Origin of the sequence: Marinobacterium rhizophilum, from assembly GCF_024397915.1 — a bacterium.
In the GTDB taxonomy this organism is placed as follows: Bacteria; Pseudomonadota; Gammaproteobacteria; order Pseudomonadales; family Balneatricaceae; genus Marinobacterium_A; species Marinobacterium_A rhizophilum_A.
This window is the reverse complement of sequence record NZ_CP073347.1, coordinates 1,352,908-1,367,370: the sequence shown is the minus strand read 5'-3', so window position 1 is coordinate 1,367,370 and position 14,463 is coordinate 1,352,908. Positions and strand designations below refer to the sequence as shown.

Sequence of the window (14,463 nt, the reverse complement as noted above, 5' to 3'; positions counted from 1 at the left end):
CTCATTATTTTGAAAAACGTTTATCGGTGTTGTTACCGGTCCCCGCAGTCGGTTGAGGTTCAGGGATGATCCCTGCACCCCCGGTTGGGCTGCATGCCAGGCCGGTGGTCTTTTGTGTTCTGCCAGGTGCGCGGGCGCTGCGGTATCGGGAAAGAGCGGATAGAATGGCGGTACAGTGCCAGTCAGATGCCCGGCAGGTCGGTATAGGGGAGAAACACATGAAGTTGCCAATCGAAGATCGCTTGCGTGAAATCTATGAAGAACTGCCGCGCAGCGAGCGCCTGCTTGCGGACATCATCATAGACTTCCCCGGTGATCTGGCGACTCATTCCATCACCGAGCTGGTCGAACGCGCCGATACCTCGAATGCCGCGGCAACCCGCTTGATCAAGCGCCTGGGGTACAAGGACTTTCGCGAGATTCGCAAGCAGGTGCGTGAGGCCAAGTCCGAGGGCTCGCCACGGTACCTGAACACCTTCGATCATCACGCCGGTGACTTGAAGAGCGAAATAAAACAGCACCTGGACTGCGAGATGCAAAACCTGGTGCGTAGCTTCGATGGTCTGGGCGAACCCATGCACAGGGTCATAATCGACTGTATCGAGAACGCACGGCAGATCTGGATCCTGGGTTACGGTAACAGCTATATGCCGGCACTGTATTTTCGCCAGCAACTTATCCAGCTGCGTGAAGGTGTTGAGGTGTTGCCGCGCCCGGCCCAGGCGATCGAGAAGGACCTCTGTGGTCTCGATGAACAGGACATGGTGATCGTGATTGGCTTTCGTCGGCGTAAGGAAATCATCAGCCGGGTGATGACCTACGCCCAGGGGCTGGGTGCCAGGGTGCTCTACATGACCGATCATTCAGAGGACAAGACCGTGAACCTGGCGGATTGGACCCTGCGCTGCAGTGTTCAGAGTACCTCGCTGTTCGATTCCTATATTTCGGCTTTCAGCATGCTGAATTACATCTGTGCATCGGTTTCCGATCAGCTGGGACGCAGTGCGTCGGATCGCCTCAGTCGGGCTGAGAAACTGCACGACCTGTTCAACAAAATAGAAGAAAGCTGAACGCACCTGGGTGCCTCGACGTCTTGCCCGCAGCAGGGCGTCGGCGTACTCTGCCAATAAAATCTATGGACGGCCCCGGCAATGCAAACCATGCAACTGTACTATTCACCAGCTTCTCCCTTTGTGCGCAAGGTACTGGTCGTGGCCCATGAGCTTGGGTGTAGCGATCAGCTTGAGTTGTTGAACGCTGCCGCCAATCCGGTGCAGCCCGACCTCAGGGTTGCGGCGTTCAATCCCCTGGGGCAGGTGCCTACCCTGGTTACGCAAACCGGTGTTGTGCTGTGCGACAGCCGAGTCATTTGCGAGTACCTCGACAGCGAGGCCTGCGGCAATCTCTTTCCTGGCGGGGAAGGGCGCTGGAGTGCGCTGGTATTGCAGTCCCATGCCGATGGCTTGCTGGACGCAGCGGTGCTGACGTGCTACGAACGTATAGCAAGGCCCGAAGCGTTGCAGTGGGATGACTGGGAAGCCGGCCAGATGGGCAAGATAACGCGCATTCTGGACCTGCTGGACAAGGATATTGCGGCGCTCGAGGGGCCGGACGGGCCGGATGCGCAGCGGGTGGATATCGGCACCATTGCGGTCGGTTGTGCGCTGGGCTACCTGAGCTTTCGTTTTGCGCGGTTCAACTGGCGTGAAGGTCATGCCGGCCTGAGTGCCTGGTTCGAGCGTTTCAGCCAGCGGCCGTCGATGCAGCAGACGGCGCCCAGGGGGTAGTGCTGGCGAGCATCCCAGACACAACAAAGGCTGCCTCGGCAGCCTTTGTTGGTGTTACTTGGTGCTTTTGCAGAGCGGATTACGGACGTTCAGGTGTTGAGTCTGGTTTTTATACCGTTATCTTTTTCACCTTTCACCTTTCACCTTTCACCTTTCACCTGCCTTGCCGGTCAGTCCTGCTCGTCGGCGTAGAAGACGCCCTGGTTGATCAGCTGGGTCAGCAGCGCCAGCGCTGCATCGATGTCCTCGCCCAGGTCCAGCCCGCCGCTGTTACAGATGCCACTGAACAGACCTTCCTGCGCGCGGCTGCCGGTATAGAGAGCGCCGTCGGCGAACAGCTGGCAGCCCTCTGCGGTGCTGCGCCAGGCCAGTCGTGCGCCTTCGGTGCGACTCAGGGTACCGCCGGATTCAAGGTAGGTACGCAGGTTCTCCTGGGTGACAGGCTCTTCGGGCTGCTGATCGAGATCCGGGTACTTGGGTTCGGTCATGCAGCGCCCGAACCATTCGCCGAGCAGGGCATCGTCGTTGATGTACTGCGTCAGTATGGCGCGCACCCGCTCAAGGGCGTCGTCGCCGATACGGGTGCTGCTGGCCTGGGGCTGCAGGTCCGGATCGCTGTAGCGCAACTCGCTGCTCAGGCGCTCGCCGACAAAGTCGGTAAAGTTGCGCATGATTTCGCCATGGGAGGGGGCCCGAAAACCTACGGAGTAGGTCATGCAGCCATCGCCCACGGCGATGCCGCTGTGCCCCAGGCGCGGCGGCACATAGAGCATGTCGCCGGGCTCCAGTACCCAGCTCTGCTCGGCTTCCCATTCCGGCAGAATCATCACCGGTGCGTCGCTGCGCCGGGGGGACTCTGAATCGTATTCGCCACCCACTTCCCAGCGGCGCTGGCCGGCGGCCTGGATCAGGAATACATCGTAGTTGTCATAGTGTGGTCCGACACCACCGCCATCAACGGCATAGCTGACCATCAGGTCGTCCAGGCGCCAGCGCGGGATGAAGTCGAACTGTGCCATCAGTTCCGCGGCTTCGGGAACCCAGTGATCCACCGCCTGCACCAGCAGAGTCCAGTGGGAGGGGGGCAGCTGGCCGAAATGGCCTTCGTCGAAGGGCCCCTGTTGCAGTGCCCAGCCGTCGCTGGCCGGGTCCTGCAGCACAATACGGGCTTCCACGTCGTCTTCGCAGGCCAGGCCTGCCAGGTCATCGGGTTCGATAACCGGCTCAAGGTTAGGGAAGGCCTGGCGGATCAGCAGGGGTTTCTTCTGCCAGTACTCGGCCAGAAAGCGTTCAGGCGTCAGGTCGCCCAGGTTCAGTATGTTCATTAGCGCTGCAGCAGCTCCTTGAGTTCTTCGACGGCGCTTTCCAGTTCCGCCATGATCTTGCGCTGATCCTTGGCGGCGATGGCCGCGACACGGTTGTTGCCCACCAGACCGACGCAGTGGCTGATGGTGTCCACGCAGCGCTCGATGCCGGCGAGGTTGAGTTGGTAGTTATGGGTGCGTTCGGCCAGGTCGTGGATGCCGTTGCGCAACTCATCGGCCTGGCTCATCAGTGTCTTGATCTGGCTGTTCATCATTCGGATCCTGGCGATTGCTGGAGTTCGGTTACGGGTCTCCAGACTAGCGCGCAGCGGCCTGTTGCGACAACCGCCAAAACCTTGAACAGGTCTATTTCTTCTGCTTGCCGAGCACTTCTTCGACAGAGGCGAGAATTCCGCGCAACATGCCAAGTTCGGCCCGTTCCGGGCGGCTGCGATTGAAAAAACGGTGCAGCTTGTCGAGCACGCGTCCTTCATGCTGCGGGATGATGAAGTGGGTCAGGCGCAACACCCGCTCAAGGTGTTCGTAGAACAGGGCCATTTCGCCCTGGCGCGGATACTGCGCGCTTTCGCTGCGAACCTGGGGCTGTTCGTGGGCCATCCAGACTTCGTAGCTGAGCAGCTGGATGGCCTGGGCCACGTTGAGTACCGGGTATTCGGGGTTGGCCGGAATATAGACATGGAAATTGCAACGCTTGAGCTCGTCGTTGTGCAGCCCCATGGTCTCGCGACCAAAGACAATGGCAATCTCGCCGTCACCGGACTCGGCCGCGCACTTGATACCGCATTCGCGGGCATCCAGCTGGGGCAGGTCGAAGGTGCGATTGCGGGCGCTGGTGCCGATGACCAGCTGGCAGTCGGCGATGGCTTCATCCAGGCTGCCGACAACGCGGGCGGTATCCAGCACATCCTTGGCGCCAGCGGCGCGAGAATCCGCATCGGGGTGCGGGTATTCCCGCGGCTCCACCAGCCATAGCTGGGTCAGGCCCATGTTTTTCATGGCCCTGGCGGCGGCACCGATATTGCCGGGGTGGAAGGTGTTGATCAGTACGATACGGATATTCTTGAGCATGGCAGTTCCGAAGGCAGATCGCTTTTTTCAGTAATGGGTGTGCGTGATGACGTGGGCCTTTGTCCGCCGGCATTTGCACAGGTGCTCAGCGCGGCACCATTGAAAACGGGGCCCTGGGGCCCCGTTCAGTCAGCCAGGGATCATTCAGATCGCTTCGGCCTGGGCTACCGCATTACCGATGTAGTTCTGCGGTGTCAGCGCCTTGAGCGACGCCTTGGCATCGTCCGGCATATCCAGCGTATCGATAAAGTTCTGGATGGTCTCGCGGTTCATGGTGTGGCCGCGGGTCAGTGCCTTGAGCTTTTCGTACGGCTCTTCAATGCCGTAACGGCGCATCACGGTCTGAATCGGCTCGGCCAGTACTTCCCAGGCGTTTTCCAGGTCGGCATCCAGGCGTGCTGCGTTCAGTTCCAGCTTGCTGATGCCCTTGAGGGCCGACTGGTAGGCGATCAGGCTGTGGCCAAAGCCGACGCCCAGGTTACGCAGCACCGTGGAGTCGGTTAGGTCGCGCTGCCAGCGCGAGACCGGCAGCTTGGCGGCCAGGTGTTGCATGATGGCGTTGGCGATACCCAGGTTGCCTTCGGAGTTTTCGAAGTCAATCGGGTTGACCTTGTGCGGCATGGTGGACGAGCCCACTTCACCGGCAATGGTGCGCTGCTTGAAGTAGCCCAGGGAAATGTAGCCCCAGACATCGCGATCGAAGTCGATCAGGATGGTGTTGAAGCGGCAGATCGCATCGAACAGCTCGGCGATATAGTCGTGCGGCTCGATCTGGGTGGTGTAGGGGTTCCAGTCAAGGCCCAGGCTGGTCACGAAGGACTCGGCATACGCCTGCCAGTCAACGTTGGGGTAGGCAGAGATGTGGGCATTGTAGTTGCCGACAGCACCGTTGATCTTGCCCAGGAACTCCATCTGGTCCAGCTGCTTGAGCTGGCGCTGCAGGCGATGTGCGACGTTGGCCATTTCCTTGCCGAGCGTCGTGGGGGAGGCGGTCTGGCCGTGGGTACGGGACAGCATGGGCTGGGACGCGTAATCGCGGGCCAGGGTAGCGATGCCGTCCTTTACCTGCTGCATCTGCGCCTGCATGACGGCCAGGCCGTTTTTCAGCATCAGGGCGTGGGACAGGTTGTTGATGTCCTCGGAGGTGCAGGCAAAATGCACGAATTCACTGATCTTGGCCAGTTCGTCGTTGCTGCCGAATTTTTCCTTGATGAAATATTCAACGGCCTTGACGTCGTGGTTGGTGGTGCGCTCGATGTCCTTGACACGCTGGGCATCGGCTTCGCTGAATTCGCTGACGATGGCATTGAGCTGCGCGTCAGTGGCGGCGCTGAACGGCTGAACTTCGACGATGCCGGGGTGATTGGCCAGCTGCTGTAGCCAGCGGATCTCCACTTCTACACGAAAACGGACCAGGCCGAATTCACTGAAGATGGCGCGCAGGTCAGCGGTTTTGCTGCCGTAGCGTCCGTCGATGGGGGAAATGGCCGTAAGGGCAGAGAGCTCCATGAAACGTCTCGCTGTGACTGTAGGGTTAAAAAAGTGGCCGCATTATAACGGAAATGCGACGCCGGCGTATGACTTATACGCGGATCGGCGGTGCCAGGGTCCAAAGACCGGTATCGGGGCACCGCACGTCAGCAGTATTTTTACTGCGGTGCCTGCAGGCGCTCAAGCGAGGGTCGAACCCGGTGCTTGAAGAACAGCAGTTGCCAGCGACGCCCGCCGACCTGCTGCCAGAGCATGGCGGCGCGAATGCCGGCCAGCAGCAGCGCGCGGATCTTGGCGGCATTGTCCGCATTCTGCAGGTGGCGCGGGTCGCCGCCGACATTAATACGAAAACTGAAGGTGCTGATGGTTTCCTGGTACAGGCTCGCGATATTGGCCACCACATTGGTGTGGGTAAAGACCGAAGGGTTGTCCAGCAGGTCGCCGTCCTGGTCGTTGAAATACTGTGCCTGCTGGCGAATCTGGTCGATGCGCTTGCCCAGGGTCGCGAGCATTTCCTTGTTGGATACGAGCTTGGCCTGCAGCGTGATCATGCTGAGCACATAGTTGATCAGGTTGCGGTTCTGGTCGCCCCGGCGCTTGTCGATGAAGTCGCCCAGGGTCTTCAGGCCCAGATGCAGGTTGTGCGGCAGGTCGTGGGCGCCGCCATAAATGTCTTCGGTGCAGCCGGGTTGCGTGACGAAAATGCTGTATAGGCAGGCTTCAAAGCTGTTTTGTGGAATCATGCCGCGGGTTGCGATCTGATCCACCAGTGTGGCTGCCTGACACATGGCGGCCAGGGCAATGGCCTGCTGATCCTGTTGGCGTGACATCTAGCTGCTTACTCCGAGCCGGTTTTACCGGTGGTTTCAATTACCCCGCCACCCAGGCAGGTCTCTGCATCGTAGAACACCACGGACTGGCCGGGTGTGACGGCGCGCTGGGGCTGATCAAAGCGCACGATGTAACCGGTCTCGCCACGGGCCTCGATCATGCAGCCCTGGTCAGCCTGGCGATAGCGCACCTTGGCCTTGCAGCGATGCGGAAGCGGCGGGCACTCGCCGTTTATCCAGAAAATATCGCTGGCCGTCAGCCAGTCGGTGAACAGCAGGTCGTTCTGCTTGCCCTGTACCGCTATCAGCACGTTGCGCTCCAGGTCCTTGAAGGCGGCGAACCAGGGTTCTTCAGGGTGGTTTTTCAAGCCGCCGATGCGCAGCCCCTGGCGCTGACCGACGGTGTAATACATGAGACCGCTGTGCTGGCCGATGACTTCACCGTCGGGGGTTTCGATGTTGCCGGGCTGGGCGGGAAGATACTGCTTGAGAAAGTCCGCAAAGCGCCGTTCGCCGATAAAGCAGATGCCGGTGCTGTCTTTCTTGGCATGGGTCGCCAGGTCATGTTCTTCGGCAATGCGGCGCACTTCCGGCTTTTCCAGCTCACCGACCGGGAACAGGGTTTTGGCAAGCTCGGCTTCACCGACCTGGTGCAGGAAATAGCTCTGGTCCTTGTTGTTGTCCAGGCCCTTTAGCAGCAGGGTTTGGCCATTGTCATCCAGGCGACGAACATAGTGGCCGGTGGCGATCAGGTCGGCACCCAACTCGCAGGCATAGTCGAGAAAGGCACGGAACTTGATTTCCCGGTTGCACAGGATATCGGGGTTGGGCGTGCGGCCCGCGCGGTATTCATCCAGGAAGTGTTCGAACACGTTGTCCCAGTACTCGGCGGCAAAATTGGCCTGGTGCAGCTTTATCCCGAGGCGGTCGCAGACGGCCTGGGCATCCGCGAGGTCGGCCAGGGCGGTGCAGTATTCGGTGCCGTCGTCTTCGTCCCAGTTCTTCATGAACAGGCCTTCAACCTGGTATCCCTGTTGCATGAGCAGCAGGGCGGAAACGGAGGAGTCGACGCCGCCGGACATGCCGACAATGACTTTGGTGTGGGTGTGTTCGCTCATGGTGTCGTCGGATCGGATCTCTGGGCAGAATGTTCTGTTACAAATTCAAGCGGGTAACGCCGGCCCGCCAGGTAGTCATCGATACACCGCAGTACCAGCGGGCTGCGCAATTGCGCATTGCGCTCTTGCAGTTCGTCGCGGGTCAGCCAGTGGGTCGCGATGATGTCTTTATCGAGCACGCCGTTGTCTGCTTGCTCAAGCGCTGTGGCGGCGTAGCAAAAACGGTAGTAGGTCACGCCATTGGACGGTGCCTTGTAGGTATACAGGCCTACAAGGTATTCCGGGCGCACATGCCAGCCGGTTTCTTCCAGGGTTTCACGCACGGCGGCGCTCACCAGGGTTTCATCGTCCTCAACATGGCCGGCGGGCTGATTGAACACCCGCAGGCCGTCGGAGTTTTCCTCGACCATAAGGAAGTGGCCGTCCCGTTCAATGATCACGGCGACGGTTGCATGGGGCGTCCAGCACATCGGTTTCATGTCCACCAATTCATGGGGTGCACACCATAGCATTAATGCTATGATTTTTCCCGCCCGCAACAGGAGTCATGCATGAGCGATTTTATCAGTATTCAAACCGAGGATTTTGACATTGCCGGCCTGCACGCGCAGCTGCGTGCCGAGGATGCCAGCTGCGGTGCTATCGTCACCTTTACCGGCATCGTGCGCGAGCTTGAGGGGGCCGAACGCCTGCGTGGAATATTTCTTGAACATTACCCGGGCATGACGCAAAAAGCGCTGGCCAAAATTGTCGCCCAGGCGCGCGAACGCTGGCCATTGGGGCGAGTCTGCGTGATTCACCGTATTGGTGAGCTGCTGGGGAACGACAACATCGTTTACGTGGGTGTATCGTCCCGTCACCGGGTGGCTGCCTTTGAAGCGGCGCAGTTCATCATGGACTATCTCAAGCGCGATGCCCCGTTCTGGAAAAAGGAGCTGCTGAGCGATAACGCCCGCTGGGTCGAACAAAAGGGCAGCGATCTGGATGCGGCTGACAAGTGGTAACGGGTGAGCAGTTTACTGCACTGCCGCAACGGCTTGCAGCGATCTAGCGCGAGCGTCTGCCCGGTTTTTTCCTGGCTGTCGCCCCCGTGCTTTTTCTCCTTGAGTTGTCCGGTCTCGCCCCGGGTAGTCGCTGTATAGCGCCAGCATTGCGCGCCGGGGCACTGCGCGCACCAGCCCCCGCCGCGGGTTTTGGGGCTGTCACGCTGCGTGATTGTCCCGGTGCGAGGCCATCGAGCGACCAGGGCCCGATGGCGATGCGTATCAGGCGCAGGGTGGGGAAACCCACCGCCGCCGTCATTCGCCTGACCTGGCGGTTCTTGCCTTCGGTAATGCTCAGCCTGATCCAGCTGGTGGGAATCTGTGCCCGTTGCCGGATGGGCGGGTTGCGCGGCCAGAGTGCCGGATCTTCAATGCGCTCGGCCTTGGCGGGTGCCGTCATGCCATCCTTGAGCTCCACGCCGCGGCGCAGCGCCACAAGCGCTGTTTCGCTGACATCGCCTTCCACCTGGGCCAGGTAGGTCTTCTCCATCTTGTGGCGCGGGTGGCTCAGCTGATGCTGCAGAGCGCCGTCGTCGGTCAGCAGCAGCAGGCCCTCTGAGTCGTAGTCCAGCCGGCCGGCGGCGTACACGTCCTTCTGGCGGATATAGTCGGCCAGGGTCTTGCGGCCTTGGTCATCGGTGAACTGGGTCAGTACCTGGAACGGCTTGTTAAAAAGGATCAGCTGGGACATTGGACCTGATGGGCTATAGTGCGATAGCGGCAAAAGTGGCTGTGTGTATACTCAGTCGGGCGATACTACTACGGGGCACCTCGAAAAACCTACTGCGCGACTCATAGGCTGCGTTGCGCGGTGCTCGGAATCCTCATGTATACCCCATACACTGCGGTTCCTGCGCGCCGTGCGCCTTGCCTCTAAGCCTGCTCGTTACGGTTTTGCGAGGTGCCCTACGAATGTATTCAGTGGAGTAGAGAATGGGATATCAGAAGATTCAGGTGCCGACCGAAGGTGAAAAGATCACGCTCAATGCCGACTTTTCCCTGAATGTACCCAGTAACCCCATCATCCCCTATATCGAGGGCGACGGCATCGGCATTGATGTTACCCCGCCGATGATCAAGGTCGTGAATGCCGCTGTCGACAAGGCATACGGTGGCCAGCGCAAGATTTCATGGATGGAGGTTTACGCCGGCGAGAAAGCGACCCAGGTATATGACCAGGATACCTGGCTGCCCGAGGAGACCCTGGCGGCGTTCAAGGAGTTTGTCGTTGGTATCAAGGGGCCGCTGACAACGCCGGTCGGCGGCGGTATTCGTTCGCTCAACGTGGCGCTGCGCCAGGAACTGGATCTTTATGTCTGCCAGCGCCCGGTGCGCTGGTTCAAGGGAGTGCCCAGTCCGGTGATCAACCCGCAGGATGTCGACATGGTGATTTACCGCGAAAACTCCGAGGACATCTATGCCGGGGTCGAGTGGAAGGCCGGTTCGCCCGAAGCCGACAAGGTCATCAAGTTCCTCAAGGAGGAAATGGGCGTCAGCAAGATTCGCTTCGATGAAAACTGCGGTATCGGCATCAAGCCCGTTTCCCGCCAGGGTACCCGGCGACTGGTGCGCCAGGCGCTGCAATACGCAGTGGACAACGACCGCGCTTCGGTGACCCTGGTACACAAGGGTAATATCATGAAGTACACCGAAGGCGCCTTCAAGGACTGGGGCTACGAGCTGGCCCGGGAAGAATTTGGCGCTACCTTGCTGGATGCGGGGCCCTGGATGAGCTTCAAAAACCCCAAGTCAGGCAGGCAGATCGTGGTCAAGGATGTGATTGCCGATGCCATGTTGCAACAGATCCTGCTGCGCCCGGCCGAGTACGACGTGGTGGCGACGCTGAACCTCAACGGTGATTATCTTTCCGATGCGCTGGCAGCCGAGGTGGGGGGGATCGGTATCGCGCCGGGCGCGAACCTGTCGGACGAGGTGGCGATCTTCGAGGCAACCCACGGTACGGCGCCCAAGTATGCCGGTCAGGACAAGGTTAATCCGGGCTCGGTAATCTTGTCGGCCGAAATGATGCTGCGCCATATGGGCTGGCTGGAAGCGGCCGATCTGATCATCAAGGGCGTAGACGGTGCCATCGCGGCGAAAACCGTAACCTATGATTTCGAGCGCCTCATGAGTGGTGCAACCCTGCTGAAAAGTTCGGAATTCGGTGATGCCATCATTGCCAGGATGTAAGCCTCTGCGCTGAACGGCGTCTTTTTGCCGGAACCCGCCAAACGGCGGGTTCTGGTGTTTTCAGGCAAGCGAAAACGAAAGAACCCGCGCTCAGCCAGGGCTGTCTCGCGGGTTCGTGCGTTATACTGTGGCGGTGTTGCAGCATGGCTGCTGCGCCTGTATCCGGAGGTTAGTTCGTACCCAGGGGCTTGATGTTGACGGCGTGCGTTCCCTTGGGGCCTGGCTGGGTTTCGAACTCAACCAGTTGTCCTGCCTTGAGGCTGCGGTAGCCATCGGACTGAATCGCCGAGTAGTGGGCGAACAAGTCCTCGTTGTGGTCATCCGACAGAATAAATCCATATCCTTTTGCGTTGTTGAACCACTTTACTTTCCCTGTCTGCATGCGCGAACTCCCCTCGTTATCTGCCCTGAGTGCCTGTCTGCAGGAAACAGGCCTCAACTCCCAGACGCTGACTTGCTACAATGGAGAAGCGAGCCCGGAGGCGACTTCTTTACATTGAGGCAGGTACTGCTGATACTGGATCCCTCCTGCGTCACGGCAGTATAGCACCGGCTTTGCGGGACGCTAATTGCCGGTCCCCATTTTCATCTACCGACCAACGTAAAGGCTAACATTCAGGCATGAGCAGTTCCGTATCAGTCAGGCTATCGTCTGATAATGACAACGATGGGCATGATGAGCAGCATGGCGATCACAATTCAGGTTTGGCGACCGAAGAGGCGAAACCCAAGCTGAAACGCCCGCCCATGTATCGGGTGGTGCTGATGAATGATGATTACACGCCCATGGATTTTGTAATCGAGGTGTTGATGATTTTTTTCGCGCTGGATCAGGAAAAAGCGACACAGATCATGTTGGCCGTCCATACTCAGGGTAAGGGCGTTTGTGGTATCTACACGCGAGATGTGGCTGAAACTAAAGCTGCACAAGTGAATCAATACTCAAGGGAAAACAAGCATCCCTTGCTGTGTGAAGTCGAGAGCGTCTGATCAGGAGTCCGCCATGCTTAACAGAGAGTTGGAAGAGACCCTCAGCGCAGCCTTCCGGGTCGCCCGGGACAAGCGGCATGAGTTCATGACGGTCGAGCACTTGTTGCTCGCGTTGCTGGATAATCGCGAAGCTCAGGGGGTGTTGAACGCCTGTGGTGCGGATATTGCGAAGTTGCGTCAATCGCTGACCACCTTTATAGATGAAACCACGCCGCTGCTGCCGGAGAACATTCCGAACATGGAAACTCAGCCAACGCTGGGCTTCCAGCGTGTGCTGCAGCGGGCTGTCTTTCACGTGCAGTCCTCAGGGCGGCATGAGGTCACCGGTGCCAACGTACTGGTGGCGATCTTCAGTGAGCAGGAAAGCCAGGCCGTCTTCGTGCTGCAGCAGCAGGGCGTGGAGCGCATTGATGCGGTGAACTACATCTCCCACGGTATTTCCCGGGTGTCGGATCACGAAGCCCAGGATCACGAAGTGTCGGTGGACTCCGAGGCCGGAGACGACAAGGACAAGAGTGCGCTGTCCAAGTACGCGGTTAACCTCAATATTCTGGCGCAGCAGGGGCGTATCGATCCGCTGGTGGGGCGCGATGCCGAGGTTGAGCGGGTTATCCAGATTCTGTCACGCCGACGCAAAAACAACCCGCTGCTGGTGGGCGAGGCCGGGGTGGGCAAAACGGCGATTGCCGAGGGTCTGGCAAAGCTGATTGTCGAGGAGCAGGTACCTTCGGTGATCGCCGACAGCGTGGTCTACTCGCTGGATCTCGGGGCTCTGCTGGCCGGTACCAAGTACCGTGGCGATTTCGAAAAGCGCCTCAAGGCGCTGCTTGGCGAAATTCGCAGCCAGGAGCACTCGATTCTCTTTATTGACGAAATTCATACCATTATCGGTGCAGGCGCGGCATCGGGTGGTTCCATGGATGCCTCCAACCTGCTGAAGCCCATGCTGAGCTCCGGCGAGATTCGCTGCATCGGCTCGACGACCTATCAGGAGTTTCGCGGCATTTTCGAGAAAGACCGCGCCCTGGCGCGTCGATTCCAGAAAATTGATGTGCTGGAACCCAGCGTGCTGGATACCTACCAGATTCTCAAGGGTCTGAAAAACCGATTCGAGCAGCATCACCAGCTCAAGTACACCGATGCGGCATTGCGCGCAGCCTCCGAGTTGGCGGATCGCTATATCAACGACAAGCACATGCCTGACAAGGCCATTGATGTGATTGATGAGGCCGGTGCCTACCAGCGCCTGATGCCCGAAGAAAGTCGCACCCTGCTGATCGATGTTCCCGAGGTTGAGATCGTGGTGGCCAAGATCGCCCGTATCCCGCCGAAAAGCGTGTCCGCGTCCGACAAGGACCTGCTCAAGAAGCTCGACTCCAACCTCAAGATGGTTGTCCTGGGGCAGGAGCAGGCCATCGATACGCTGTCGTCGGCGATCAAGCTGTCCCGCGCGGGGCTCAAGGAAGCCAACAAGCCGGTGGGCTGTTTCCTCTTTGCCGGCCCCACCGGTGTCGGCAAGACCGAGGTGACCTCGCAGCTGGCGCGTATTCTGGGTATCGAGCTGGTGCGTTTTGATATGTCGGAATACATGGAGCGCCACACGGTGTCACGCCTGATCGGTGCGCCTCCGGGCTACGTCGGGTACGATCAGGGCGGTTTGCTGACCGAGGCTGTGACCAAGTCACCGCACTGTGTGCTGCTGCTCGACGAAATCGAGAAGGCGCATCCCGAGGTGTTCAACCTGCTGTTGCAGGTGATGGACAACGGTACCCTTACGGATAACAACGGCCGCAAGGCGGACTTCCGCAATGTGATCATGGTGATGACCACCAATGCCGGCGCCGAGGCCATGACGCGGCCGTCCATTGGTTTCACGCACCAGAATCATGCCAGTGACGGCATGGCAGCGATCCGCCGCATGTTCACGCCGGAATTCCGAAACCGCCTGGATGGCATCATTCAGTTCAAGTCACTGTCGCCGGAGATTATCCGCGGCGTGGTCGACAAGTTTCTCACGGAGCTGCAGGCGCAGCTGGATGAGAAAAAGGTTGTGCTGCATGTCGATGATTCGGCCTGTGCCTGGCTGGCTGAAAAGGGCTATGACGACTCTATGGGTGCCCGCCCGATGAAGCGCCTGATTCAGGAGCAGCTGAAAAAGCCGCTGGCCGAGATGATCCTGTTTGGCGAGCTGGCCGAAGAAGGGGGTACGGTCGAAATCAGTGTCGGTGATGACGGCAGCTTGGCGTTGCACGTGGTGTCGGAGCAGCCGGAAGGCTGTCACTGACATCTTGGTTGACACTGGCTGGCCCTGGGTTTGAAACCCTGGCCAGCCATTCTTGATCCATAGGTCGCCAGGCGCCTTTTCAGGCATGGCTGCAGTCGCTCAAGCCGGTAATGCATGTCCGGCTTAAACAGCCAAGTCCTTGCGCTACTATCCTGGTTTGATGTCCGTTTGCTTGGTCTGATTATTGCGGGCGCATCTTTGCTGTCGATGATTGCATGACTGGCGTTGCGGGGCTTTATGGGGCTTTGTTGGACGACCGATCAGGCGGCGGAGCGATGGGGCAAGGCGGGCACGAGGGTAGCGTATGCAGCACAGTGGCAGCGAGGGTGCTGCCACT

General features: G+C 59.3%; 15 protein-coding genes. 6 read left to right on the top strand and 9 right to left on the bottom strand.

Features of this window, described 5'->3' with window-relative positions:
• Window positions 1-218 precede the first annotated feature (218 nt).
• Window positions 219-1,070, top strand: coding sequence for a MurR/RpiR family transcriptional regulator (locus KDW95_RS06045; protein ID WP_255855384.1), 852 nt, complete (start codon window positions 219-221; stop codon window positions 1,068-1,070).
• Between the two features lie 81 nt (window positions 1,071-1,151).
• Complete coding sequence (locus KDW95_RS06040) at window positions 1,152-1,787, top strand: glutathione S-transferase (protein WP_255855383.1); 636 nt, start codon at window positions 1,152-1,154, stop codon at window positions 1,785-1,787.
• 170 nt (window positions 1,788-1,957) lie between these two features.
• Here KDW95_RS06040 and KDW95_RS06035 read toward each other — a convergent pair whose 3' ends face one another.
• The 7 genes from KDW95_RS06035 to KDW95_RS06005 all read right to left on the bottom strand — a co-directional run bounded on the left by KDW95_RS06035 (window position 1,958) and on the right by KDW95_RS06005 (window position 8,098).
• Window positions 1,958-3,112 (bottom strand): cupin domain-containing protein, encoded by a 1,155-nt coding sequence (locus KDW95_RS06035; protein WP_255855382.1) that lies wholly within the window; start codon window positions 3,110-3,112, stop codon window positions 1,958-1,960.
• Window positions 3,112-3,363, bottom strand: a complete 252-nt coding sequence (locus KDW95_RS06030; RefSeq protein WP_255855381.1) for a hypothetical protein — start codon at window positions 3,361-3,363, stop codon at window positions 3,112-3,114. The genes KDW95_RS06035 and KDW95_RS06030 overlap by 1 nt, the downstream gene beginning before the upstream one ends.
• Before the next feature lie 94 nt (window positions 3,364-3,457).
• On the bottom strand, window positions 3,458-4,180 hold the full coding sequence (trmJ, locus tag KDW95_RS06025) for a tRNA (cytosine(32)/uridine(32)-2'-O)-methyltransferase TrmJ (protein ID WP_255855380.1): 723 nt from the start codon (window positions 4,178-4,180) through the stop codon (window positions 3,458-3,460).
• 144 nt (window positions 4,181-4,324) lie between these two features.
• Window positions 4,325-5,689: an adenylosuccinate lyase gene (gene purB, locus KDW95_RS06020; RefSeq protein WP_255855379.1), complete on the bottom strand. Its 1,365-nt coding sequence runs from the start codon at window positions 5,687-5,689 to the stop codon at window positions 4,325-4,327.
• A gap of 140 nt (window positions 5,690-5,829) precedes the next feature.
• A complete protein-coding gene (gene hflD, locus KDW95_RS06015) occupies window positions 5,830-6,501 on the bottom strand; it encodes a high frequency lysogenization protein HflD (protein ID WP_255855378.1) in 672 nt (223 codons plus the stop codon).
• Window positions 6,502-6,509: 8 nt separating this feature from the next.
• Window positions 6,510-7,619, bottom strand: coding sequence for a tRNA 2-thiouridine(34) synthase MnmA (mnmA, locus tag KDW95_RS06010; protein ID WP_255855377.1), 1,110 nt, complete (start codon window positions 7,617-7,619; stop codon window positions 6,510-6,512).
• On the bottom strand, window positions 7,616-8,098 hold the full coding sequence (locus KDW95_RS06005) for an NUDIX hydrolase (RefSeq protein ID WP_370646673.1): 483 nt from the start codon (window positions 8,096-8,098) through the stop codon (window positions 7,616-7,618). The genes mnmA and KDW95_RS06005 overlap by 4 nt, the downstream gene beginning before the upstream one ends.
• 72 nt (window positions 8,099-8,170) lie before the next feature.
• On the opposite strand from KDW95_RS06005, the gene moaE reads away from it, so the two are divergent.
• Window positions 8,171-8,623 (top strand): molybdopterin synthase catalytic subunit MoaE, encoded by a 453-nt coding sequence (moaE, locus tag KDW95_RS06000; protein ID WP_255855376.1) that lies wholly within the window; start codon window positions 8,171-8,173, stop codon window positions 8,621-8,623.
• A 43-nt stretch (window positions 8,624-8,666) separates the two neighbouring features.
• Here moaE and KDW95_RS05995 read toward each other — a convergent pair whose 3' ends face one another.
• On the bottom strand, window positions 8,667-9,353 hold the full coding sequence (locus KDW95_RS05995) for a pseudouridine synthase (RefSeq protein ID WP_255855375.1): 687 nt from the start codon (window positions 9,351-9,353) through the stop codon (window positions 8,667-8,669).
• 242 nt (window positions 9,354-9,595) lie between these two features.
• On the opposite strand from KDW95_RS05995, the gene icd reads away from it, so the two are divergent.
• A complete protein-coding gene (gene icd / locus KDW95_RS05990; RefSeq protein ID WP_255855374.1) occupies window positions 9,596-10,852 on the top strand; it encodes an NADP-dependent isocitrate dehydrogenase in 1,257 nt (418 codons plus the stop codon).
• A 169-nt stretch (window positions 10,853-11,021) separates the two neighbouring features.
• Here the strand turns inward: icd and cspD are convergent, their stop codons facing one another.
• Window positions 11,022-11,234 carry a cold shock domain-containing protein CspD gene (gene cspD / locus KDW95_RS05985; RefSeq protein WP_255855373.1) on the bottom strand — a complete coding sequence of 71 codons (213 nt, stop codon included), beginning with the start codon at window positions 11,232-11,234 and terminating at the stop codon, window positions 11,022-11,024.
• A gap of 239 nt (window positions 11,235-11,473) precedes the next feature.
• Between cspD and clpS the strand changes: the two genes are divergently transcribed.
• A complete protein-coding gene (gene clpS / locus KDW95_RS05980) occupies window positions 11,474-11,842 on the top strand; it encodes an ATP-dependent Clp protease adapter ClpS (RefSeq protein WP_067382598.1) in 369 nt (122 codons plus the stop codon).
• A 13-nt stretch (window positions 11,843-11,855) separates the two neighbouring features.
• Window positions 11,856-14,126 (top strand): ATP-dependent Clp protease ATP-binding subunit ClpA, encoded by a 2,271-nt coding sequence (clpA, locus tag KDW95_RS05975; RefSeq protein ID WP_255855372.1) that lies wholly within the window; start codon window positions 11,856-11,858, stop codon window positions 14,124-14,126.
• Window positions 14,127-14,463 lie beyond the last annotated feature (337 nt).

Coding starts and splice junctions, on each gene's coding strand:
- KDW95_RS06045 (WP_255855384.1), top strand. CDS start 219: ATGAAGTTGCCAATCGAAGATCGCTTGCGTGAAATCTATGAAGAACTG.
- KDW95_RS06040 (WP_255855383.1), top strand. CDS start 1,152: ATGCAAACCATGCAACTGTACTATTCACCAGCTTCTCCCTTTGTGCGC.
- KDW95_RS06035 (WP_255855382.1), bottom strand. CDS start 3,112: ATGAACATACTGAACCTGGGCGACCTGACGCCTGAACGCTTTCTGGCC.
- KDW95_RS06030 (WP_255855381.1), bottom strand. CDS start 3,363: ATGAACAGCCAGATCAAGACACTGATGAGCCAGGCCGATGAGTTGCGC.
- trmJ (WP_255855380.1), bottom strand. CDS start 4,180: ATGCTCAAGAATATCCGTATCGTACTGATCAACACCTTCCACCCCGGC.
- purB (WP_255855379.1), bottom strand. CDS start 5,689: ATGGAGCTCTCTGCCCTTACGGCCATTTCCCCCATCGACGGACGCTAC.
- hflD (WP_255855378.1), bottom strand. CDS start 6,501: ATGTCACGCCAACAGGATCAGCAGGCCATTGCCCTGGCCGCCATGTGT.
- mnmA (WP_255855377.1), bottom strand. CDS start 7,619: ATGAGCGAACACACCCACACCAAAGTCATTGTCGGCATGTCCGGCGGC.
- KDW95_RS06005 (WP_370646673.1), bottom strand. CDS start 8,098: ATGAAACCGATGTGCTGGACGCCCCATGCAACCGTCGCCGTGATCATT.
- moaE (WP_255855376.1), top strand. CDS start 8,171: ATGAGCGATTTTATCAGTATTCAAACCGAGGATTTTGACATTGCCGGC.
- KDW95_RS05995 (WP_255855375.1), bottom strand. CDS start 9,353: ATGTCCCAGCTGATCCTTTTTAACAAGCCGTTCCAGGTACTGACCCAG.
- icd (WP_255855374.1), top strand. CDS start 9,596: ATGGGATATCAGAAGATTCAGGTGCCGACCGAAGGTGAAAAGATCACG.
- cspD (WP_255855373.1), bottom strand. CDS start 11,234: ATGCAGACAGGGAAAGTAAAGTGGTTCAACAACGCAAAAGGATATGGA.
- clpS (WP_067382598.1), top strand. CDS start 11,474: ATGAGCAGTTCCGTATCAGTCAGGCTATCGTCTGATAATGACAACGAT.
- clpA (WP_255855372.1), top strand. CDS start 11,856: ATGCTTAACAGAGAGTTGGAAGAGACCCTCAGCGCAGCCTTCCGGGTC.